26 protein-coding genes, 1 tRNA gene, 1 rRNA gene and 3 other annotated features are annotated in these 19,734 nt (G+C 51.2%); of the genes, 22 read left to right on the top strand and 6 right to left on the bottom strand.

The window, feature by feature from the left end; translation table 11 throughout:
• Positions 1-7: 7 nt before the first annotated feature.
• The 14 genes from rplR to L384_RS17380 all read left to right on the top strand — a co-directional run bounded on the left by rplR (position 8) and on the right by L384_RS17380 (position 7,165).
• Positions 8-361: a 50S ribosomal protein L18 gene (gene rplR / locus L384_RS17325; RefSeq protein WP_003863297.1), complete on the top strand. Its 354-nt coding sequence runs from the start codon at positions 8-10 to the stop codon at positions 359-361.
• Between the two features lie 14 nt (positions 362-375).
• Positions 376-876, top strand: coding sequence for a 30S ribosomal protein S5 (rpsE, locus tag L384_RS17330; protein WP_003863299.1), 501 nt, complete (start codon positions 376-378; stop codon positions 874-876).
• Positions 877-882: 6 nt separating this feature from the next.
• Entirely contained in the window at positions 883-1,062 is a 180-nt protein-coding gene (gene rpmD / locus L384_RS17335; protein WP_003863301.1) for a 50S ribosomal protein L30, read from the top strand.
• A 3-nt stretch (positions 1,063-1,065) separates the two neighbouring features.
• Entirely contained in the window at positions 1,066-1,500 is a 435-nt protein-coding gene (gene rplO, locus L384_RS17340; RefSeq protein ID WP_003863304.1) for a 50S ribosomal protein L15, read from the top strand.
• 7 nt (positions 1,501-1,507) lie between these two features.
• Positions 1,508-2,839 carry a preprotein translocase subunit SecY gene (gene secY, locus L384_RS17345; protein ID WP_003863305.1) on the top strand — a complete coding sequence of 444 codons (1,332 nt, stop codon included), beginning with the start codon at positions 1,508-1,510 and terminating at the stop codon, positions 2,837-2,839.
• 31 nt (positions 2,840-2,870) lie between these two features.
• Positions 2,871-2,987, top strand: coding sequence for a 50S ribosomal protein L36 (rpmJ, locus tag L384_RS0120935; RefSeq protein ID WP_000868187.1), 117 nt, complete (start codon positions 2,871-2,873; stop codon positions 2,985-2,987).
• 146 nt (positions 2,988-3,133) lie between these two features.
• Positions 3,134-3,490 (top strand): 30S ribosomal protein S13, encoded by a 357-nt coding sequence (gene rpsM / locus L384_RS17350; RefSeq protein WP_003863308.1) that lies wholly within the window; start codon positions 3,134-3,136, stop codon positions 3,488-3,490.
• Positions 3,491-3,506: 16 nt separating this feature from the next.
• A complete protein-coding gene (gene rpsK, locus L384_RS0120930) occupies positions 3,507-3,896 on the top strand; it encodes a 30S ribosomal protein S11 (protein ID WP_003863312.1) in 390 nt (129 codons plus the stop codon).
• 32 nt (positions 3,897-3,928) lie between these two features.
• On the top strand, positions 3,929-4,549 hold the full coding sequence (rpsD, locus tag L384_RS17355; protein WP_003863314.1) for a 30S ribosomal protein S4: 621 nt from the start codon (positions 3,929-3,931) through the stop codon (positions 4,547-4,549).
• A 25-nt stretch (positions 4,550-4,574) separates the two neighbouring features.
• Complete coding sequence (gene rpoA, locus L384_RS17360) at positions 4,575-5,564, top strand: DNA-directed RNA polymerase subunit alpha (RefSeq protein ID WP_002919219.1); 990 nt, start codon at positions 4,575-4,577, stop codon at positions 5,562-5,564.
• A gap of 40 nt (positions 5,565-5,604) precedes the next feature.
• A complete protein-coding gene (gene rplQ / locus L384_RS17365) occupies positions 5,605-5,988 on the top strand; it encodes a 50S ribosomal protein L17 (protein WP_001216368.1) in 384 nt (127 codons plus the stop codon).
• Positions 5,989-6,095: 107 nt separating this feature from the next.
• Positions 6,096-6,464: a DnaJ family domain-containing protein gene (locus L384_RS17370; RefSeq protein WP_023314932.1), complete on the top strand. Its 369-nt coding sequence runs from the start codon at positions 6,096-6,098 to the stop codon at positions 6,462-6,464.
• 2 nt (positions 6,465-6,466) lie between these two features.
• Complete coding sequence (gene zntR, locus L384_RS17375) at positions 6,467-6,892, top strand: Zn(2+)-responsive transcriptional regulator (RefSeq protein WP_003863328.1); 426 nt, start codon at positions 6,467-6,469, stop codon at positions 6,890-6,892.
• Between the two features lie 57 nt (positions 6,893-6,949).
• A complete protein-coding gene (locus L384_RS17380) occupies positions 6,950-7,165 on the top strand; it encodes an alternative ribosome-rescue factor A (protein ID WP_003863329.1) in 216 nt (71 codons plus the stop codon).
• On the opposite strand, the gene mscL is transcribed toward L384_RS17380, so the two are convergent.
• The 5 genes from mscL to def form a co-directional block, all read right to left on the bottom strand.
• Positions 7,166-7,579 (bottom strand): large-conductance mechanosensitive channel protein MscL, encoded by a 414-nt coding sequence (gene mscL, locus L384_RS17385; RefSeq protein ID WP_003863335.1) that lies wholly within the window; start codon positions 7,577-7,579, stop codon positions 7,166-7,168.
• Between the two features lie 145 nt (positions 7,580-7,724).
• A complete protein-coding gene (gene trkA / locus L384_RS17390) occupies positions 7,725-9,101 on the bottom strand; it encodes a Trk system potassium transporter TrkA (RefSeq protein WP_003863337.1) in 1,377 nt (458 codons plus the stop codon).
• A 22-nt stretch (positions 9,102-9,123) separates the two neighbouring features.
• The gene (gene rsmB, locus L384_RS17395; protein WP_032610139.1) at positions 9,124-10,410 is read right to left on the bottom strand and encodes a 16S rRNA (cytosine(967)-C(5))-methyltransferase RsmB; all 1,287 of its coding nucleotides are present in this window, start codon (positions 10,408-10,410) and stop codon (positions 9,124-9,126) included.
• A 52-nt stretch (positions 10,411-10,462) separates the two neighbouring features.
• A complete protein-coding gene (gene fmt / locus L384_RS17400; RefSeq protein ID WP_023323811.1) occupies positions 10,463-11,410 on the bottom strand; it encodes a methionyl-tRNA formyltransferase in 948 nt (315 codons plus the stop codon).
• A gap of 24 nt (positions 11,411-11,434) precedes the next feature.
• The gene (def, locus tag L384_RS17405; RefSeq protein ID WP_006812188.1) at positions 11,435-11,944 is read right to left on the bottom strand and encodes a peptide deformylase; all 510 of its coding nucleotides are present in this window, start codon (positions 11,942-11,944) and stop codon (positions 11,435-11,437) included.
• A 127-nt stretch (positions 11,945-12,071) separates the two neighbouring features.
• Here def and dprA point away from each other — a divergent pair, with 127 nt between their 5' ends.
• Genes dprA through L384_RS17435 form a run of 6 tightly spaced genes read left to right on the top strand, consistent with a single transcriptional unit; the run spans position 12,072 to position 15,855 of the window.
• Positions 12,072-13,196 (top strand): DNA-protecting protein DprA, encoded by a 1,125-nt coding sequence (gene dprA / locus L384_RS17410; RefSeq protein ID WP_003863350.1) that lies wholly within the window; start codon positions 12,072-12,074, stop codon positions 13,194-13,196.
• Positions 13,168-13,641: a DUF494 family protein Smg gene (smg, locus tag L384_RS17415; RefSeq protein WP_000460665.1), complete on the top strand. Its 474-nt coding sequence runs from the start codon at positions 13,168-13,170 to the stop codon at positions 13,639-13,641. Before dprA ends, smg begins: the two co-directional genes overlap by 29 nt.
• A 26-nt stretch (positions 13,642-13,667) precedes the next feature.
• Positions 13,668-14,222: a DNA topoisomerase family protein gene (locus tag L384_RS17420; protein WP_023323810.1), complete on the top strand. Its 555-nt coding sequence runs from the start codon at positions 13,668-13,670 to the stop codon at positions 14,220-14,222.
• Complete coding sequence (gene tsaC / locus L384_RS17425; RefSeq protein WP_003863353.1) at positions 14,215-14,787, top strand: L-threonylcarbamoyladenylate synthase type 1 TsaC; 573 nt, start codon at positions 14,215-14,217, stop codon at positions 14,785-14,787. The genes L384_RS17420 and tsaC overlap by 8 nt, the downstream gene beginning before the upstream one ends.
• 4 nt (positions 14,788-14,791) lie before the next feature.
• Positions 14,792-15,610: a shikimate dehydrogenase gene (gene aroE / locus L384_RS17430; protein ID WP_023314927.1), complete on the top strand. Its 819-nt coding sequence runs from the start codon at positions 14,792-14,794 to the stop codon at positions 15,608-15,610.
• Positions 15,607-15,855, top strand: a complete 249-nt coding sequence (locus L384_RS17435; RefSeq protein ID WP_003863356.1) for a DUF1488 family protein — start codon at positions 15,607-15,609, stop codon at positions 15,853-15,855. The genes aroE and L384_RS17435 overlap by 4 nt, the downstream gene beginning before the upstream one ends.
• Here the strand turns inward: L384_RS17435 and L384_RS17440 are convergent.
• Positions 15,831-16,385, bottom strand: coding sequence for a gamma carbonic anhydrase family protein (locus tag L384_RS17440; RefSeq protein WP_003863357.1), 555 nt, complete (start codon positions 16,383-16,385; stop codon positions 15,831-15,833). The two genes, L384_RS17435 and L384_RS17440, sit on opposite strands and share 25 nt — an antisense overlap.
• A 477-nt stretch (positions 16,386-16,862) precedes the next feature.
• Between L384_RS17440 and L384_RS17445 the strand changes: the two genes are divergently transcribed.
• Both L384_RS17445 and L384_RS17450 read left to right on the top strand, forming a co-directional pair.
• Positions 16,863-18,404 (top strand): 16S ribosomal RNA (locus L384_RS17445).
• Between the two features lie 84 nt (positions 18,405-18,488).
• Positions 18,489-18,564 (top strand) — tRNA-Glu (locus L384_RS17450).
• Positions 18,565-18,760: 196 nt separating this feature from the next.
• Positions 18,761-19,270, top strand: a sequence feature (23S ribosomal RNA rRNA prediction is too short).
• A 61-nt stretch (positions 19,271-19,331) separates the two neighbouring features.
• Positions 19,332-19,552 (top strand) — a sequence feature (23S ribosomal RNA rRNA prediction is too short).
• Between the two features lie 12 nt (positions 19,553-19,564).
• Positions 19,565-19,730: a sequence feature (23S ribosomal RNA rRNA prediction is too short), on the top strand.
• Positions 19,731-19,734 lie beyond the last annotated feature (4 nt).

The following is a 19,734-nucleotide window of genomic DNA, read 5'->3' as shown; positions in this document are numbered from 1 at the left end:
TAACACTATGGATAAGAAATCTGCTCGTATCCGTCGTGCGACCCGCGCACGCCGCAAGCTCAAAGAGCTGGGTGCAACTCGCCTGGTGGTACATCGTACCCCGCGTCATATTTACGCACAGGTAATTGCACCGAACGGTTCTGAAGTTCTGGTAGCTGCTTCTACTGTAGAAAAAGCTATCTCAGAACAATTGAAGTATACCGGTAACAAAGACGCCGCAGCAGCTGTAGGTAAAGCTGTCGCTGAACGCGCTCTGGAAAAAGGCATCAGCAATGTTTCCTTTGACCGTTCCGGGTTCCAATATCATGGTCGTGTCCAGGCACTGGCAGATGCTGCCCGTGAAGCTGGCCTTCAGTTCTAAGGTAGAGGTGTAAGATGGCTCACATCGAAAAACAGGCTGGCGAACTGCAGGAAAAGCTGATCGCGGTAAACCGCGTATCTAAAACCGTTAAAGGTGGTCGTATTTTCTCCTTCACAGCTCTGACTGTAGTGGGTGATGGCAACGGTCGCGTTGGTTTTGGTTACGGTAAAGCGCGTGAAGTTCCAGCAGCGATCCAGAAAGCGATGGAAAAAGCCCGTCGCAATATGATTAACGTCGCGCTGAACAACGGTACCCTGCAACACCCAGTTAAAGGTGTTCACACGGGTTCTCGTGTATTCATGCAGCCAGCTTCCGAAGGTACCGGTATCATCGCCGGTGGTGCAATGCGCGCCGTTCTGGAAGTTGCTGGAGTTCATAACGTTCTGGCTAAAGCATATGGTTCCACCAACCCGATCAACGTGGTTCGTGCAACTATTGATGGCCTGGAAAATATGAATTCTCCAGAAATGGTCGCTGCCAAGCGTGGTAAATCCGTTGAAGAAATTCTGGGGTAATTGACCATGGCAAAGACTATTAAAATCACTCAAACCCGCAGTGCAATCGGTCGTCTGCCGAAACACAAGGCAACGCTGCTTGGCCTGGGTCTGCGTCGTATTGGTCATACCGTTGAGCGCGAGGATACTCCTGCTGTTCGTGGTATGGTCAACGCGGTTTACTTCATGGTTAAAGTTGAGGAGTAAGAGATGCGTTTAAATACTCTGTCTCCGGCCGAAGGCTCTAAAAAGGCGGGTAAACGCCTGGGTCGTGGTATCGGTTCTGGCCTCGGCAAAACCGGTGGTCGTGGTCACAAAGGTCAGAACTCTCGTTCTGGCGGTGGCGTACGTCGCGGTTTCGAGGGTGGCCAGATGCCACTGTACCGTCGTCTGCCGAAGTTCGGCTTCACCTCTCGCAAAGCAGCGATCACAGCGGAAATCCGTCTGTCTGACCTGGCGAAAGTTGAAGGCGGCGTTGTAGACCTTAACACGCTGAAAGCAGCAAACATTATCGGTATCCAGATCGAGTTCGCGAAAGTGATCCTGGCTGGTGAAGTTTCTACTCCGGTAACTGTTCGTGGCCTGCGTGTTACTAAAGGTGCTCGTGCTGCTATCGAAGCTGCTGGCGGTAAAATTGAGGAATAAGTAGCAGATGGCTAAGCAACCGGGATTAGATTTTCAAAGTGCCAAAGGTGGATTTGGCGAGCTGAAACGCAGACTGCTGTTTGTAATCGGCGCGCTGATTGTGTTCCGTATTGGCTCTTTTATTCCGATCCCTGGTATTGATGCCGCTGTACTTGCCAAACTGCTTGAGCAACAGCGAGGCACCATCATTGAAATGTTCAACATGTTCTCTGGTGGTGCTCTCAGCCGTGCTTCTATTTTCGCACTGGGTATTATGCCGTACATTTCGGCATCAATTATTATCCAGCTGCTGACGGTCGTTCATCCGGCCCTGGCAGAGTTGAAGAAAGAAGGGGAGTCTGGACGTCGTAAGATTAGCCAGTACACCCGTTACGGCACTCTGGTGCTGGCAATATTCCAGTCGATCGGTATTGCTACCGGTCTTCCGAATATGCCTGGTATGCAGGGCCTGGTATTAAACCCAGGCTTTGCATTCTATTTCACCGCTGTTGTAAGTCTGGTCACAGGGACCATGTTCCTGATGTGGCTCGGCGAACAGATTACTGAACGAGGTATCGGTAACGGTATCTCAATCATTATCTTCGCCGGTATCGTTGCGGGTCTCCCGCCGGCCATCGCCCATACTATCGAGCAAGCGCGTCAAGGCGACCTGCACTTCCTCCTGTTGCTGTTGGTTGCAGTATTAGTATTTGCAGTGACGTTCTTTGTTGTCTTCGTTGAACGTGGTCAACGCCGCATTGTGGTGAACTACGCTAAACGTCAGCAGGGTCGTCGTGTCTATGCTGCACAGAGCACACATTTACCGCTGAAAGTGAATATGGCGGGGGTTATCCCGGCTATCTTCGCTTCCAGTATTATTCTGTTCCCGGCAACCATCGCGTCATGGTTCGGGGGCGGTACTGGTTGGAACTGGCTGACAACAATTTCGCTGTATTTGCAGCCTGGGCAACCACTTTATGTGTTACTCTATGCGTCTGCGATCATCTTCTTCTGTTTCTTCTACACGGCGTTGGTCTTCAACCCGCGTGAAACAGCAGATAACCTGAAGAAGTCCGGTGCATTTGTACCAGGAATTCGTCCGGGAGAGCAAACGGCGAAGTATATCGATAAAGTAATGACTCGCCTGACTTTGGTTGGTGCGCTTTATATTACTTTTATCTGCCTGATCCCGGAGTTCATGCGTGATGCAATGAAAGTACCGTTCTACTTCGGTGGGACCTCACTGCTTATCGTTGTTGTCGTGATTATGGACTTTATGGCTCAAGTGCAAACTCTGATGATGTCCAGTCAGTATGAGTCTGCATTGAAGAAGGCGAACCTGAAAGGCTACGGCCGCTAACTGGTCGCCTGAGAAGTTACGGAGAGTAAAAATGAAAGTTCGTGCTTCCGTCAAGAAATTATGCCGTAACTGCAAAATCGTTAAGCGTGATGGTGTCATCCGTGTGATTTGCAGTGCCGAGCCGAAGCATAAACAGCGCCAAGGCTGATTATTTCGCATATTTTTCTTGCAAAGTTGGGTTGAGCTGGCTAGATTAGCCAGCCAATCTTTTGTATGTCTGTACGTTTCCATTTGAGTATCCTGAAAACGGGCTTTTCAGCATGGTGCGTACATATTAAATAGTAGGAGTGCATAGTGGCCCGTATAGCAGGCATTAACATTCCTGATCAGAAACATGCTGTGATCGCATTAACTTCGATCTACGGCGTCGGCAAGACCCGTTCTAAAGCCATTCTGGCTGCAGCGGGTATCGCTGAAGATGTTAAGATCAGTGAGCTGTCTGAAGAACAAATCGACACGCTGCGTGACGAAGTTGCCAAATTTGTCGTTGAAGGTGATCTGCGCCGTGAAATCAGCATGAGCATCAAGCGCCTGATGGATCTTGGTTGCTATCGCGGTTTGCGTCATCGTCGTGGTCTGCCAGTACGCGGTCAGCGTACTAAGACCAACGCACGTACCCGTAAGGGTCCGCGCAAACCGATCAAGAAATAATCGGGGTGATTGAATAATGGCAAAGGCACCAGTTCGTGCACGTAAACGTGTAAGAAAACAAGTCTCTGACGGCGTGGCTCATATCCATGCTTCTTTCAACAACACCATCGTTACTATTACTGATCGTCAGGGTAACGCATTGGGTTGGGCAACAGCCGGTGGTTCCGGTTTCCGTGGTTCTCGCAAATCCACTCCGTTCGCAGCTCAGGTTGCAGCAGAGCGTTGCGCTGAAGCCGTAAAAGAATACGGCATCAAGAATCTGGAAGTTATGGTTAAAGGTCCGGGTCCGGGTCGTGAATCTACTGTTCGCGCTCTGAACGCCGCTGGTTTCCGCATCACGAATATTACTGATGTGACTCCGATCCCTCATAACGGTTGTCGTCCGCCGAAAAAACGTCGCGTATAACGCTCGTTTTTTAGGTTAGTTGGAGATAGAAAATGGCAAGATATTTGGGTCCTAAGCTCAAGCTGAGCCGTCGTGAGGGCACCGACTTATTCCTTAAGTCTGGCGTTCGCGCGATCGATACCAAGTGTAAAATTGAACAAGCTCCTGGCCAGCACGGTGCGCGTAAACCGCGTCTGTCTGACTATGGTGTGCAGTTGCGTGAAAAGCAAAAAGTTCGCCGTATCTACGGTGTGCTGGAGCGTCAGTTCCGTAACTACTATAAAGAAGCAGCACGTCTGAAAGGCAACACAGGTGAAAACCTGCTGGCTCTGCTGGAAGGTCGTCTGGACAACGTTGTATACCGTATGGGCTTCGGCGCGACTCGTGCTGAATCACGCCAGCTGGTTAGCCATAAAGCAATCATGGTAAACGGTCGTGTTGTTAACATCGCTTCTTATCAGGTTAAAGCGAATGACGTTGTTAGCATTCGTGAGAAAGCGAAAAAGCAATCTCGCGTGAAAGCCGCTCTGGAGCTGGCTGAGCAGCGTGAAAAGCCAACCTGGCTGGAAGTTGATGCTGGCAAGATGGAAGGTACGTTCAAGCGTCAGCCGGAACGTTCTGATCTGTCTGCGGACATTAACGAACACCTGATCGTCGAGCTTTACTCCAAGTAAAGCTTAGTACCAAAGAGAGGACACAATGCAGGGTTCTGTGACAGAGTTTCTAAAACCGCGCCTGGTAGATATCGAGCAAGTGAGTTCGACGCACGCCAAGGTGACCCTTGAGCCTTTAGAGCGTGGCTTTGGCCATACTCTGGGTAACGCACTGCGCCGTATTCTGCTCTCATCGATGCCGGGTTGCGCGGTGACCGAGGTTGAGATTGATGGTGTACTTCATGAGTACAGCACCAAAGAAGGCGTTCAGGAAGATATCCTTGAAATCCTGCTCAACCTGAAAGGGCTGGCGGTGAGAGTTCAGGGTAAAGATGAAGTTATTCTTACTCTGAATAAATCTGGCATTGGCCCTGTGACTGCAGCCGACATCACCCACGACGGTGATGTTGAAATCGTCAAGCCGCAGCACGTGATCTGCCACCTGACCGATGAGAACGCAGCTATTAGCATGCGTATCAAAGTTCAGCGCGGTCGTGGTTATGTGCCGGCTTCTGCCCGAATTCATTCGGAAGAAGATGAGCGCCCAATCGGCCGTCTGCTGGTCGACGCATGCTACAGCCCTGTAGAGCGTATTGCCTACAATGTTGAAGCAGCGCGTGTAGAACAGCGTACCGACCTGGACAAGCTGGTCATCGAAATGGAAACCAATGGCACAATCGATCCTGAAGAGGCGATTCGTCGTGCGGCAACCATCCTGGCAGAACAACTGGAAGCTTTCGTTGACTTACGTGATGTACGTCAGCCGGAAGTGAAAGAAGAGAAACCAGAATTCGATCCGATCCTGCTGCGCCCTGTTGACGATCTGGAATTGACTGTCCGCTCTGCTAACTGCCTCAAGGCAGAAGCTATCCACTATATCGGTGATCTGGTACAGCGTACCGAGGTTGAGTTGCTGAAAACGCCGAACCTGGGTAAAAAATCTCTTACCGAGATTAAAGACGTGCTGGCTTCACGTGGTCTGTCTCTGGGCATGCGCCTGGAAAACTGGCCACCGGCAAGCATTGCTGACGAGTAACCGGATCACAGGTTAAGGTTTTACTGAGAAGGATAAGGTCATGCGCCATCGTAAGAGTGGTCGTCAACTGAACCGCAACAGCAGCCATCGCCAGGCTATGTTCCGCAACATGGCAGGTTCACTGGTTCGTCATGAAATCATCAAGACGACCCTGCCTAAAGCGAAAGAGCTGCGTCGCGTAGTTGAGCCGCTGATTACTCTTGCCAAGACTGACAGCGTTGCTAATCGTCGTCTGGCATTCGCCCGTACTCGTGATAACGAGATCGTGGCAAAACTGTTTAACGAACTGGGCCCGCGTTTCGCGAGCCGTGCCGGTGGTTACACTCGCATTCTCAAGTGTGGCTTCCGTGCAGGCGACAACGCGCCGATGGCTTACATCGAGCTGGTTGATCGTTCAGAGAAAGCAGAAGCTGCTGCAGAGTAATCTGTAGTAACGTAAAAAAACCCGCCTCGGCGGGTTTTTTTATATCCGCAGAATCTCCACTTATCTACAATGTCTGTATCTTTTCTGCTCACCCCCTGGAGTTCATTATGTGGTTGCTCGATCAGTGGGCTGAACGCCATATTTGCGATGCCCAAAACAAAGGCGAGTTCGAAAATCTTCCCGGCAGCGGTGAGCCGCTGATTCTGGACGATGATTCACATATTCCCCCTGAATTACGGGCCGGTTATCGCTTACTGAAAAACGCAGGTTGTTTACCGCCTGAGCTTCAGCAACGTAATGAAGCCGTTGAGCTTGCCGATCTGCTTAAAGGCATTCATAAGAATGACCCGCGGTACTCTGAAATCAGTCGTCGGTTGGCGCTCATAGAGCTAAAACTGCGCCAGACGGGAATGAATACTGACTTTTTGCATGGTGAGTACAGTGAAAGGTTAATACAAAAAATAAACAAGGAGTAGCCATGTACCGCATAGGTGAACTTGCGAAGCTTGCTAACGTAACGCCGGATACTATCCGCTACTACGAAAAGCAGCAGATGATCGATCATGAGGTCAGAACGGAAGGTGGATTTCGCCTTTATACGGATAACGACCTGCAACGCCTTCGTTTTATCCGCTATGCACGGCAACTCGGCTTCACGCTGGAGTCGATCCGTGAACTGCTGTCGATCCGTATCGATCCTGAACATCATACGTGTCAGGAATCTAAAAGCATCGTTCAGGCCCGGCTGGATGAAGTTGAAGGACGTATTCAGGAGCTGCAAGCCATGCAGCGATCTCTGCAAAGGTTAAATGACGCGTGCTGCGGTACCGCTCATAGCAGTGTTTATTGCTCAATACTGGAAGCTCTTGAACAGGGCGCCAGTAGTGAAACTCAGGGTTGTTGATTTTTTATCAGCCAGGGACTAGACTCCCGCCGACATTAACTATGCTCAGGAGAAATGATGAGCCGCTATCAGCATACTAAGGGACACATTAAGGATAACGCCATTGAGGCATTGCTTCACGACCCACTTTTCAGACAGCGAGTTGAGAAGAACAAGAAAGGAAAAGGGAGTTATTTACGTAAAGGTAAACATGCACAACGGGGTAACTGGGAGGCCAGTGGCAAGCAAGCTAATCGCTTTTTTACCACTGGCCTTTCTGTTTCTGTCGCCTGATTAAACGCGGTTATTCTGCTCTTTTAACAGATCGCGAATTTCAGTCAGTAAGACTTCTTCTTTAGTTGGTGCTGGCGGGGCAGCAGCCGGTTCTTCTTTTTTACGGTTAAGTCTGTTGATAAGTTTGATCGCCATGAAAATGGCAAATGCCACGATCACGAAATCAAATACGTTCTGAATGAATACGCCGTAGTGCATTACAACCGCAGGGATATCGCCCTGAGCTTCCCGAAGGGTGAAGGCGAATTGTTTGAAATCAATGCCTCCAATCAACAGTCCTAACGGCGGCATAATAATGTCGGCGACTAATGATGAAACGATCTTACCGAACGCCGCACCAATAATGACACCCACAGCCAAATCCACTACATTCCCGCGCATCGCAAATTCGCGAAACTCTTTAATAAAACTCATTATGTTCTCCTTGTGCCAGCTGACGCCTATAAGTTTAACAAATGATTAGCTAATTGCCATTGGGGATAAATAATCGTTATGAAAATAAAAGGCATGAAAATTAGAAGGTTAATATGTGGGTGCTCTCGTCTGAGCACCCAAATCATTACAGGAAGAATGGACTTGGCTGGAATAAACGCTCGACGTCGGTAATAAATTTTTTATCGGTCAGGAACATAATAACGTGGTCACCCTGCTCGATACGTAAATTATCATTGGCGATCATGACATCGTTACCTCGCACTACGGCGCCGATAATGGTGCCTGGTGGAAGTTTAATTTCGTCGATCGCGCGACCAACAACGCGCGACGTCGTTTCATCCCCGTGAGCGACGGCTTCAATGGCTTCAGCAACACCACGACGCAGAGACGACACGCCGACAATATCCGCTTTACGCACATGGCTTAGCAGGGCAGAGATGGTGGCTTGCTGGGGTGAAATAGCAATATCAATTACGCTACCCTGTACCAGGTCGACATAAGCCTTACGCTGGATAAGCACCATTACTTTTTTCGCCCCCATACGTTTAGCGAGCATGGCGGACATAATATTCGCTTCGTCGTCGTTGGTGACGGCAATAAAAAGATCAACCTGATCGATATGCTCTTCGGCCAGCAATTCCTGATCCGAAGCATCGCCATAAAACACGATAGTATTCTGAAGTTTTTCAGCCAGCTCCGACGCGCGCTGTTGATCTCGTTCGATCAGCTTCACGCTGTAGTCTTTTTCCAGCCGTCTCGCCAGACCTGCGCCAATATTACCGCCGCCAACCAGCATAATACGTTTATACGGTTTTTCGAGACGCTGAAGTTCACTCATCACCGCACGGATATGCTGAGAAGCCGCAATAAAGAAGACTTCATCCCCGGCTTCGACAATGGTGGAACCTTGCGGACGAATAGGTCTGTCGTGACGGAAAATCGCCGCAACACGCGTATCGATATGTGGCATATGCTCGCGCATTGTCGACAGGGCATTACCAATCAGCGGGCCGCCGTAATAAGCCTTCACGACCGCCAGGCTTACTTTCCCTTCAGCAAAGTTCACAACCTGCAACGCGCCCGGGTACTCAATCAGACGATAAATACTGTCGATAACCAACTGCTCAGGGGCAATAAGATGGTCGATAGGTACTGCTTCGGAATTAAACAGCTTTTCCGCATCCCGGACATAGTCCGGGGAGCGAATGCGGGCGATGCGGTTCGGTGTGTTGAACAGCGAGTAGGCCACCTGGCATGCAACCATGTTGGTTTCATCAGAACTGGTTACTGCAACCAGCATGTCGGCATCGTCCGCGCCCGCCTCACGAAGCACTCGAGGATGAGAGCCGTGCCCCTGCACAACACGAAGATCAAACTTGTCCTGCAAAACGCGCAGGCGATCGCCATTGGTATCCACAATGGTGATATCGTTGTTTTCGCCCACGAGATTTTCCGCCAGCGTTCCGCCAACTTGCCCTGCGCCCAGAATGATAATTTTCATCTTTCGTGACCTGTTCTCAACATCACTCTTTGATTAGCTTAGCGTAAAAGAAGCCATCACCCTCTTCTGCGCCCGGCAGGTTTTGCAGACCCGGGTGCTCAGGTGTTCCCGTATCATGCAGCGTCGCGTCCGGGGTGCGCTTCAGGAAAGCCGCAATTTGCTGACTGTTTTCTTCCGGAAGAACAGAGCAGGTTGCATACACCAGGGTTCCGCCGGGTTTGAGATGCGGCCAGATGGCATCCAGAATTTCGGATTGCAACTGGGCAAGCTCCTTGATATCACGATCGCGACGCAGCCATTTGATATCGGGATGACGACGAATTACGCCGGTTGCAGAGCAGGGGGCGTCCAGCAAAATACGATCGAACCGGGTATCACCACACCAGTCTGCGGGTTTACGTCCATCGCCTTGCTTAACCTGTGCTTTCATACCCAGACGCTTGAGGTTGTCATAGACGCGTGAAAGACGCTGCTCATCAACATCCACGGCCATCACGCAGGCCTGCGGCGCCACTTCCAGAATGTGCGTTGTTTTTCCCCCTGGCGCTGCACAAAGATCAAGGATCTGCTCCCCGTCTTTCGGTTCAAGCCAGGCCATGCACCCCTGAGCGGATGCGTCCTGTACCGTTACCCAGCCCTCTTCAAAACCGGGTAATGCATGTACCGGTGCAGGGGAGGCTAAACGAACCGCATCAGGATAAGCCGCGTGTGTGAAGCCGCTCATTCCGGTCTCTTCCAGCAGGGCCAGCCATGCGTCGCGGGTATGATGGTTACGATTGACGCGTAACCACATCGGCGGACGTTGGTTATTGGCATCCACAATGTCTTGCCATTGCTGTGGGTAGGCTTTTTTAAGGCGATTCAGCAGCCATTCTGGATGCAGGAAGCGCGCTTCGCTTTGCGCAAATTCTGCCAGCAGTTCGTCCTGCTGACGCTGGAACTGACGCAGCACGCCGTTAATCAATCCTTTCAGCTGGGGACGTTTAATCGCAACGGCACCTTCCACTGTCTCAGCCAGCGCAGCATGAGGTGGAATGCGGGTATGAAGAAGCTGGTAGAAACCGACCATGATCAAATAATGCACGGTACGTTGCTTGCCGCTCATCGGGCGTGACATCAGCTTATTAATTAACCATTCAAGCTGAGAGAGGGTACGCAGCACGCCAAAGCACAGCTCCTGAAGCAGCGCTTTATCTTTATCGGAAACCTTTTGTTGCAGTGGAGGCAGGACATTACTCAGTGACTGGCCCTGCTCAATAACCTGCTCAACGGCCTGAGCCGCCATAGTGCGTAGATTTTGTCTTTTCATAACCGTAAAAATAAAAATGCCCGGAAACACCGGGCCTTAAGAGTAAATTTGTTCAGGCAAGACGATTGCCAGGGATGAACCATTCACGACGGGAATTTAATAGATCCTGCGCGCTCATTGCCTTTTTACCGGCCGGTTGCAGCGATTCAAGATTCAGGATCCCTTCTCCGGTCGCAACCTGGATACCGTTTTTGCTGGCGTCGATAATCGTACCGGGCTCTGCTGATGTATTGCCGTTAATAACTGAAGCTTTCCAGACTTTCACTGGCTGCTCATCAATCATCAACCAGCTCATCGGCCACGGATTAAAGGCGCGGATGCAGCGTTCGAGTTGAGCTGCTGACAGGGACCAGTCGATCCGGGCTTCTTCTTTACTCAGTTTTTCAGCATAGGTCACCTGTGCCTCATCCTGCACTTCAGATGTCGCTGTATTGTCAGCAAGCTGTTGCAACGTCTCAATCAGCCCCTGCGGACCGAGATCCGCCAGCTTGTCATACAGCGTGGCGCTGGTATCTTCTGCGGTAATGGGACACGCCAGTTTATACAGCATGTCGCCCGTGTCTAAACCTACGTCCATCTTCATGATTGTCACGCCAGTTTCAGCATCGCCTGCCCACAGAGCGCGCTGAATAGGGGCTGCACCGCGCCAGCGTGGGAGCAAAGAACCATGAACGTTAACACAGCCCAGGCGGGGCATATCGAGTACCGCTTTTGGCAGAATGAGGCCGTAAGCCACAACTACCATCACGTCAGCGTTCAGGTCTGCCACTAACTGCTGGTTTTCCTCAGGTCGTAATGACGCTGGCTGGAATACCGGTAAACCATGCGTTTCTGCCAGCACTTTAACCGGGCCAGGCATCAGTTTTTTACCGCGGCCAGCCGGACGATCCGGCTGAGTAAATACGCCAACAATCTGATGACCAGACGATATCAGCGCGTCGAGATGACGCGCTGCAAAATCAGGGGTACCCGCGAAGATTATACGTAGTGATGTAGACACGTTATTCCTTGTATCCGGGGGGCGTTAAGCGCGAGAACGCAAACGATCCAGTTTCTCAACTTTCTGACGAATACGCTGTTGCTTCAGAGGTGAGAGGTAATCGATAAACAGTTTACCGACCAGGTGATCCATCTCATGCTGAATGCAAATCGCCAGCAGATCGTCGGCTTCCAGCTCAAACGGATTGCCGTCACGATCCAGTGCGCGAATTTTAACTTTTTCGGCACGTGGCACCAAAGCGCGCTGTTCAGGGATAGACAGACAGCCTTCCTCAATGCCTGTTTCGCCGCTTTTTTCAAGCAGCTCAGGGTTGATCAGCACCAGACGCTCATCGCGATTTTCAGAAACGTCGATCACGATAATACGCTTGTGAATGTCTACCTGGGTCGCCGCCAGGCCAATGCCTTCTTCAGCGTACATGGTATCGAACATATCATCGACGATACGCTGAATTTCTGCATTCACTTCTTTAACCGGTTCCGCGACGATGCGAAGACGCTCGTCAGGAATATGTAACACTTGCAAAACTGCCATAAATTTCCAGAGTCGTGTTCAGGAGTTGATAAGAATATTACTTCTATTCTAGACAAATCCCCGGTCGATTGACAGCATCAGTGACCAATCGCAAAGATTGCTGAGGCTGCTTATGGCAGGGAAAAGGATGACGTCCACAGAGATATGGTTACGGCTTATAAACATCGGGTCGTTATACGGTGACGCGATGCTGGAGATTGCGCAGAGGCTGCTTCGCCAGGCAACCGTCGATGCTGAAGCTGTCAACGCGGCAGGGCTTTCGCCCAAACATGCCGTAAAGTTTTTTTCGTTCAGCGAGAGTGAGCTTGAACGTAGTCTGGAATGGCTGGAACACACCGACAACCACCTTCTCACGGCGGATGATCCTCGTTTTCCGCCATTGTTGCGTTCTATACCTGATTTTCCCGGAGCGCTCTTTGTGCGAGGCCGCGTCGACGTGCTTAATAGCATGCAGCTTGCGGTTGTGGGCAGCCGTGCGCCCTCGTGGTACGGCGAGCGTTGGGGGAAAATGCTCAGTGAACAGCTGTCCCAATGTGGCTTTACGATCACCAGTGGCCTGGCTTGCGGCATCGACGGTGTGGCACATCATGCGGCGTTGTCAGCGAAAGGGCGAAGTGTCGCCGTGCTTGGCAATGGTCTTTTTAGTCTCTATCCGCGTCGTCATCACATTCTGGCTGAGCAACTTATCGCTTCTGAGGGGGCGATAGTATCTGAGTTTTCACTTTCGACATCGCCCAGACCGGGTAACTTTCCACGGCGTAACCGGATCATCAGCGGGTTAAGCCAGGGCGTGCTGGTGGTCGAAGCTGCGATTCGAAGTGGATCGCTGGTTACCGCAAGGTGCGCACTGGAGCAGGGGCGTGAAGTTTTTGCGCTGCCCGGCCCGTTGGGGAACCCTGGCTGCGAAGGCCCTCACTGGCTGATAAAACAGGGAGCGACGCTGGTGACCTGTAAAGAGGATATCCTGGAAAATTTGCAGTATGGATTGCATTGGTTGCAGGATGATCTCCAAAAGCGACATATTTCATCGGATCAGGAGGCCGTAGCATTGCCATTTCCCAAGCTCCTGGCTAACGTAGGAGATGAGGTAACACCTGTTGACGTTGTCGCTGAACGTGCCGGCCAACCTGTGCCAGTAACGGTAGCACAGCTACTCGAACTGGAGTTAGCAGGGTGGATCGCAGCTGTACCCGGCGGCTATGTCCGATTAAGGAGGGCATGCCATGTTCGACGTACTGATGTATTTGTTTGAGACTTACATCCACAACGAAGCAGAAATGCAGGTGGATCAGGACAAATTAACACGGGATCTGACCGACGCAGGTTTTGAGCGGGAAGATATTTATAATGCGTTGATGTGGCTGGATAAGTTGGCTGATTATCAGGACGGCCTCGCCGAACCGATGCAGCTTGCTTCTGACCCATTGTCTGTGCGCATCTATACAGCTGAAGAGTGTGAAAGGCTGGATGCCAGCTGCCGGGGATTCATTTTATTCCTCGAGCAGATTCAGGTGCTAAACCTCGAAACGAGAGAGATGGTGATAGAGCGCGTCATGGCGCTGGATACTGCTGAATTTGAACTGGAAGATCTGAAATGGGTGATCCTGATGGTGCTGTTCAACATTCCAGGCTGTGAAAATGCCTATCAGCAAATGGAAGAATTACTCTTTGAAGTGAATGAAGGTATGCTGCATTAATTCTATGTGCAGCAACAAGAGTTGTTATGGCCAAATCAGCACTCTTCACGGTGCATAAAAACGAGCCCTGCCCACAGTGTGGGGCTGAACTTGTTATTCGGTCCGGGAAACACGGTCCGTTTCTCGGTTGTTCACACTATCCGGAATGTGATTATGTCCGTTCCCTGAAGAGCCAGGCGGACGGACATATCGTCAAAATTCTGGAGGGACAGCTTTGTCCGCTCTGCGGCGGCGAACTGGCGCTGCGGCAGGGGCGGTTCGGGATGTTTATCGGATGCAGCCGCTACCCGGAATGTGATCATACGGAACAAATTGATAAACCAGATGAAACGGCAATTGCCTGCCCTCAGTGCCAGCGTGGTCAATTGGTGCAGCGCCGCTCTCGTTATGGCAAGACCTTCCATTCGTGCGATCGCTATCCTGAATGCCAGTTCGTTATCAATTTCAAACCAGTAGCGGGCGTCTGCCATAATTGCGATTATCCGTTACTTATAGAAAAGAAAACCGCGCAAGGCTTGAAACGCTTTTGCGCCAGTAAACAATGTGGAAAGCCGGTTTCGGCGGATCAAATCAGTGAATAATAACCTGCCATCAGGCTCCATCGCGCAGGCGGTGGAAATCCTGAAAAAAGAAGAAGTCATCGCCTATCCAACAGAAGCCGTTTTCGGGGTCGGGTGCGATCCTGACAGCGAAGTCGCCGTTAACCGTCTGCTGGCGCTAAAACAACGGCCTGTCGAAAAAGGATTGATTTTGATCGCTGCGAACTACGCGCAGCTTAAGCCTTATATTGATGATTCCATGCTGACGCCTGCACAGCGGGAAACCATTTTCTCTGCGTGGCCTGGTCCCGTGACGTTTGTTTTTCCTGCACAACCGACAACGCCGCGCTGGTTAACCGGGCGTTTCGATTCACTTGCGGTACGCGTTACCGACCATCCGCTGGTGGTGGAGTTATGCCAGGCATTTGGTAAACCTCTGGTTTCAACCAGCGCCAACCTGACCGGGCTTCCCCCCTGTCGGACAACCGAAGAAGTTCTGGCGCAGTTCGGGAGTGATTTCCCGGTAGCCGTCGGTGAAACCGGTGGCCGTCTTAACCCGTCAGAAATTCGCGATGCCTTGACCGGCGAACGTTTTCGCCAGGGATAATGTGATGGAAACCTATGCTGTTTTTGGTAACCCGATCGCGCACAGCAAGTCGCCTCTGATCCATCAGCTGTTTGCAGAGCAATTGCAGATAGATCACCCATATGGTCGGGTTCTTGCGCCTGTTGATGCATTTTTACCGACGCTAAATAGCTTTTTTGTTGCGGGCGGTAAAGGTGCGAACGTTACGGTGCCTTTTAAAGAAGAGGCTTTCGGGCGTGCGGATGAGCTGACCGAGCGTGCGTCGCTCGCTGGTGCCGTCAATACTCTTAAGCGGCTCGAAGATGGTCGCCTTCTGGGCGATAACACCGATGGCATAGGTTTACTCAGCGATCTGGAGCGACTGTCGTTTATTAAACCAGGCTTTCGGATCCTGCTGATCGGTGCGGGTGGCGCGTCGCGCGGCGTATTGCTTCCTCTTCTTTCGCTGGATTGTGCGGTGACAATCACCAACCGTACTTTCTCCAGAGCAGAAGAACTGGCGGCGTTGTTCGCACACACAGGCAGCGTAGCTGCGGTAGCACTTGAGGATCTCGCGGGTCACGAATTTGATCTTGTGATTAATGCCACCTCAAGCGGTATTAATGGAGAGATCCCGGCGATTCCTGCATCCCTGGTTCATTCCCACATCTACGCCTATGACATGTTTTATCAAAAAGGGAAAACGCCATTTCTGACCTGGTGCGAACAACAGGGGGCAAAACATGTGGCTGATGGTCTGGGCATGCTGGTGGGGCAGGCGGCTCATGCGGTGCTACTCTGGCATGGCGTGTTACCTGCTGTAGAACCGGTGATCGAAAAGCTGAAACAGGAACTGATGGCATGAATCAGGCGATTCATTTTCCCGACAGAGAAATCTGGGATGAAAACAAGCAAGCGGTGTGTTTCCCGGTGCTGGTGCATGGAATGCAGCTCACCTGTGCGATTAAAGGGGAGACGTTGCTTCAGCGCTTTGGTGGTTCAGATCCGTTAGCGGTCTTTTGTGAAAATCGCTGGGATCTGGAAGAGGAAGCCAGCGATTTGATCCGCGTACAGCAGGAAGACGATCAGGGCTGGGTCTGGTTATCCTGATCCAGATAGTCATTCTTCCATTTAACGTAATTGTTCGCTGAGTATTTCAATCCTTCGATCTCCGCCTCCTTTAGGGGGCGGATCTGTTTAACCGGACTGCCTAAATAGAGATAGCCACTTTCCAGGCGTTTGTTTTGCGGAACTAGGCTTCCTGCGCCAATCATTACGTCATCTTCTACTATGACGCCATCCAGCAAAATCGATCCCATCCCAACGAGAACCCTGTTACCGATTGTGCAGCCGTGGAGCATTACTTTATGACCGACGGTAACATCTTCCCCAATGATGAGCGGATTGCCCTCAGGGTTATATGATGACTTATGAGTCACATGCAGCACGCTGCCGTCCTGAATATTGGTGCGTGCACCGATTGCAACATAGTTAACATCGCCCCGGATCGCGACGAGTGGCCAGATGCTGACATCATCGGCCATGCGAACATCACCAATGACCACGCTGCTGGCATCGATCATCACGCGATCGCCTTTTTGGGGGAACAGATCTTTATAAGGACGTAATACTGCAAACATATCTACCTCGATACAGATGAGCGCTATTAAAGAAGACTTTGATCGTATTCCTGGATCGAGGCAAGGCAAAATGCGTCAATTTTTAAGCGGATCGGGTGGGTTTTCAGCGAAAAGCACGGAAAATCATCAGTTGGAAAAAAAGATCTAAAAAATACTTGTGCTAAAAACTGGGATCCCTATAATGCGCCTCCATCGACACGGCGGATGTGAATCACTTCACAAACAACCCGGTCGGTTGAAGAGAAAAAATCCTGAAAATCAGGGTTGACTCTGAAAGAGGAAAGCGTAATATACGCCACCTCGCGACAGAGCGCTGAAGCGCGTCGCAACTGCTCTTTAACAATTTATCAGACAATCTGTGTGGGCACTCAAAGTGACATGGATTCTTAACGTCCTCGGACGATAAATGAATACCAAGTCTCAACGAGTGAACACGTAATTCATTACGAAGTTTAATTCATTGAGCATCAAACTTTTAAATTGAAGAGTTTGATCATGGCTCAGATTGAACGCTGGCGGCAGGCCTAACACATGCAAGTCGAACGGTAACAGGAAGCAGCTTGCTGCTTCGCTGACGAGTGGCGGACGGGTGAGTAATGTCTGGGAAACTGCCTGATGGAGGGGGATAACTACTGGAAACGGTAGCTAATACCGCATAACGTCGCAAGACCAAAGAGGGGGACCTTCGGGCCTCTTGCCATCGGATGTGCCCAGATGGGATTAGCTAGTAGGTGGGGTAACGGCTCACCTAGGCGACGATCCCTAGCTGGTCTGAGAGGATGACCAGCCACACTGGAACTGAGACACGGTCCAGACTCCTACGGGAGGCAGCAGTGGGGAATATTGCACAATGGGCGCAAGCCTGATGCAGCCATGCCGCGTGTATGAAGAAGGCCTTCGGGTTGTAAAGTACTTTCAGCGGGGAGGAAGGCGATAAGGTTAATAACCTTGTCAATTGACGTTACCCGCAGAAGAAGCACCGGCTAACTCCGTGCCAGCAGCCGCGGTAATACGGAGGGTGCAAGCGTTAATCGGAATTACTGGGCGTAAAGCGCACGCAGGCGGTCTGTCAAGTCGGATGTGAAATCCCCGGGCTCAACCTGGGAACTGCATTCGAAACTGGCAGGCTAGAGTCTTGTAGAGGGGGGTAGAATTCCAGGTGTAGCGGTGAAATGCGTAGAGATCTGGAGGAATACCGGTGGCGAAGGCGGCCCCCTGGACAAAGACTGACGCTCAGGTGCGAAAGCGTGGGGAGCAAACAGGATTAGATACCCTGGTAGTCCACGCCGTAAACGATGTCGACTTGGAGGTTGTGCCCTTGAGGCGTGGCTTCCGGAGCTAACGCGTTAAGTCGACCGCCTGGGGAGTACGGCCGCAAGGTTAAAACTCAAATGAATTGACGGGGGCCCGCACAAGCGGTGGAGCATGTGGTTTAATTCGATGCAACGCGAAGAACCTTACCTACTCTTGACATCCAGAGAACTTTCCAGAGATGGATTGGTGCCTTCGGGAACTCTGAGACAGGTGCTGCATGGCTGTCGTCAGCTCGTGTTGTGAAATGTTGGGTTAAGTCCCGCAACGAGCGCAACCCTTATCCTTTGTTGCCAGCGGTTAGGCCGGGAACTCAAAGGAGACTGCCAGTGATAAACTGGAGGAAGGTGGGGATGACGTCAAGTCATCATGGCCCTTACGAGTAGGGCTACACACGTGCTACAATGGCGCATACAAAGAGAAGCGACCTCGCGAGAGCAAGCGGACCTCATAAAGTGCGTCGTAGTCCGGATTGGAGTCTGCAACTCGACTCCATGAAGTCGGAATCGCTAGTAATCGTGGATCAGAATGCCACGGTGAATACGTTCCCGGGCCTTGTACACACCGCCCGTCACACCATGGGAGTGGGTTGCAAAAGAAGTAGGTAGCTTAACCTTCGGGAGGGCGCTTACCACTTTGTGATTCATGACTGGGGTGAAGTCGTAACAAGGTAACCGTAGGGGAACCTGCGGTTGGATCACCTCCTTACCTTAAAGAACCTGCCTTTGTAGTGTCCACACAGATTGTCTGATGAAAAGTAAATAGCAAGGCGTCTTGCGATTGAGACTGTACGTCCCCTTCGTCTAGAGGCCCAGGACACCGCCCTTTCACGGCGGTAACAGGGGTTCGAATCCCCTAGGGGACGCCACTTGCTGGTTCGTGAGTGAAAGTCACCTGCCGTCATATCTCAAAACTGACTTACGAGTCACGTTTGAGATATTTGCTCTTTAATAATCTGGATCAAGCTGAAAATTGAAACGACACACAGCTCATGTGTGTTCGAGTCTCTCAAATTTTCGCAATCGGAAGTGAAACATCTTCGGGTTGTGAGGTTAAGCGACTAAGCGTACACGGTGGATGCCCTGGCAGTCAGAGGCGATGAAGGACGTGCTAATCTGCGAAAAGCGCCGGCGAGGTGATATGAACCTTTGACCCGGCGATGTCCGAATGGGGAAACCCAGTGTGTTTCGACACACTATCGTTAACTGAATACATAGGTTAACGAGGCGAACCGGGGGAACTGAAACATCTAAGTACCCCGAGGAAAAGAAATCAACCGAGATTCCCCCAGTAGCGGCGAGCGAACGGGGAGCAGCCCGGAGTCTGAATCAGCTTGTGTGTTAGTGGAACGGTCTGGAAAGTCCGACGGTACAGGGTGATAGTCCCGTACACGAAAATGCACATGCTGTGAACTCGAAGAGTAGGGCGGGACACGTGGTATCCTGTCTGAATATGGGGGGACCATCCTCCAAGGCTAAATACTCCTGACTGACCGATAGTGAACCAGTACCGTGAGGGAAAGGCGAAAAGAACCCCGGCGAGGGGAGTGAAAAAGAACCTGAAACCGTGTACGTACAAGCAGTGGGAGCACCTTCGGGTGTGACTGCGTACCTTTTGTATAATGGGTCAGCGACTTATATTCTGTAGCAAGGTTAACCGTATAGGGGAGCCGAAGGGAAACCGAGTCTTAACTGGGCGTTAAGTTGCAGGGTATAGACCCGAAACCCGGTGATCTAGCCATGGGCAGGTTGAAGGTTGGGTAACACTAACTGGAGGACCGAACCGACTAATGTTGAAAAATTAGCGGATGACCTGTGGCTGGGGGTGAAAGGCCAATCAAACCGGGAGATAGCTGGTTCTCCCCGAAAGCTATTTAGGTAGCGCCTCGTGAACTCATCTTCGGGGGTAGAGCACTGTTTCGGCTAGGGGGCCATCCCGGCTTACCAACCCGATGCAAACTACGAATACCGAAGAATGTTATCACGGGAGACACACGGCGGGTGCTAACGTCCGTCGTGAAGAGGGAAACAACCCAGAC

The sequence above is a fragment of the Enterobacter sp. MGH 38 genome, from assembly GCF_000492855.1.
Classification (GTDB): domain Bacteria; phylum Pseudomonadota; class Gammaproteobacteria; order Enterobacterales; family Enterobacteriaceae; genus Enterobacter; species Enterobacter hormaechei_C.
This window is presented reverse-complemented; position numbering and strand designations above follow the sequence as displayed.